The sequence below is a fragment of the Cupriavidus phytohabitans genome (assembly GCF_000426345.1).
Taxonomy (GTDB): domain Bacteria; phylum Pseudomonadota; class Gammaproteobacteria; order Burkholderiales; family Burkholderiaceae; genus Cupriavidus.
In genome coordinates, this window is sequence record NZ_AUFE01000221.1 from 1 (window position 1) to 1,582 (window position 1,582).

At 63.4% G+C, this 1,582-nt stretch carries 3 protein-coding genes; 2 read left to right on the plus strand and 1 reads right to left on the minus strand.

The window, feature by feature from the left end:
- Positions 1 to 242: hypothetical protein (locus K309_RS43700; RefSeq protein WP_232232659.1), on the plus strand; the 242-nt coding region annotated here is incomplete at its 5' end.
- A gap of 57 nt (positions 243 to 299) precedes the next feature.
- Positions 300 to 1,265 (plus strand): DUF3047 domain-containing protein, encoded by a 966-nt coding sequence (locus tag K309_RS0134845; protein WP_029050467.1) that lies wholly within the window; start codon positions 300 to 302, stop codon positions 1,263 to 1,265.
- A 16-nt stretch (positions 1,266 to 1,281) separates the two neighbouring features.
- Here the strand turns inward: K309_RS0134845 and K309_RS41390 are convergent.
- Positions 1,282 to 1,582, minus strand: a 301-nt coding sequence (locus K309_RS41390; protein ID WP_156914555.1) for a DUF2891 family protein, incomplete at its 5' end; no start/stop codon positions are given.

Below are 1,582 nucleotides of genomic sequence, written 5' to 3' on the forward strand. Positions count from 1 at the left end.
CCCGTGTGAAAGTAGGTCATCGCCAGGCTCTTATTGTGCAAAACCCCTCGACAGCGTGTGCTGCGAGGGGTTTTTGCTTTGGTTTTTTCGTCGTCATCAACGGCACCCGCTCCCAATCCCCGTTGTTTTCCCGCTGCATTCCGGGTACCCCAGCATTCCTGCTCCACACACCTTCTGCTATGTTCAACTCCCAAGTGCCCACGAGCGGCACGAAGCCGTTTGCATCAAGCAGCAAGCAGTGAGCAATAGACAGGCCCTTGCCAAGGAAGCAGGGCCAGTTCCGGGATTCGAGGGGTTACATGACGGCCAAGGCGTTTCGGCTGGTTCTTACTGGCGCCGCCAGCGCGCTGATGCTGGCAGGATGCGCATCCAATCCCCCCGGTTCCGCAGGCTTATCCACCGCCGAAACTGATTCGGCACAGGCGGGCAGCATTTCCGCGGTCGACTGCCAGGCTTTTGCCAAGCGCATGGCGGCGTACGCGCAGACGCAGCGCGCTACCGAGCAGGGCGAGCTGCTTTCGGCCACGCCGGCTAATTCCTTCACAGCGGCTAACGGCCGCGCTGTGGAGGCCGATGCAGGCGAAGACGGAGAGGAGACCGACGCCGCGCCGACGACGCTGCCTACGCTTCCACTGTTCTCGGTGGCGCAACGCGCAGGACATCTGCCGGTCGGCTGGCAGCCATGGACCATCAACCGCAACAAGATCCCCACCCGCTATGCGATGACCGAAGTCGACCAGCGCGTGGTCGTCCATGCACAGGCCGATAGCTCGGCATCCGGCCTCTATGTACCGCTGCACGATCGCGATGCCGGCATGGTCCGCTGGAGCTGGAAGACCAGCGGGATCATCCGCAATGCCGACAACAGCCACGGTCCGCGCGAGGATTCTCCGCTGCGCCTGTTCGTCGCCTTCGACGGCGACAAGGGCAGCCTGCCGCTGAAAGACCAGTTGATGTACGAGATGGCACGGCTCACCACCGGCCGCGAAATGCCTTACGCCACGTTGATGTACATCTGGGGCGGCAAGCGCGCCGAAGGCTCGGTGGTGGCCAATCCGCATACCGACCGTGTGCGCATGATCGTGGTCGATAGCGGCACGAAGCATGCCAATGAGTGGCGATGCCACGAACGCGACCTGCGCGCGGACTACCGCAAGGCGTTCGGCACCGATCCCGGGCGAGTGGTTGCGGTCGGCATCATGACCGATTCCGACAACACCAGGAGCAAGGCGGAATCCTGGTACGGGGATATCGCGCTGGACTGAAGGCAAGGTGGCGGCGTCAGCCGCCGACCGGCTCGGCCATCGCCAGCAGCGCGAACGAGGCCAGCCAGTGTGTCGAGACATAGTCGCCGGCAACGGCATAGGGCAGCGATGCCTCGATATGGTCGGACCAGGCGCGCACGGCCAGCGGGCGCAGCGGTTCCGGCAACGCCGGCTCCAGCAGGCGCCAGCACCACGCGCGCGACAGGTTCAACCCGTCGAGATGCGACGTCTTGGGATCGCTGCGATGTAAGCGACCGAGAAACAGCGTCCTAGTTTTATAGGGTGAGTCTTGGCAGGCTTGCGTCCGCAAACACTTT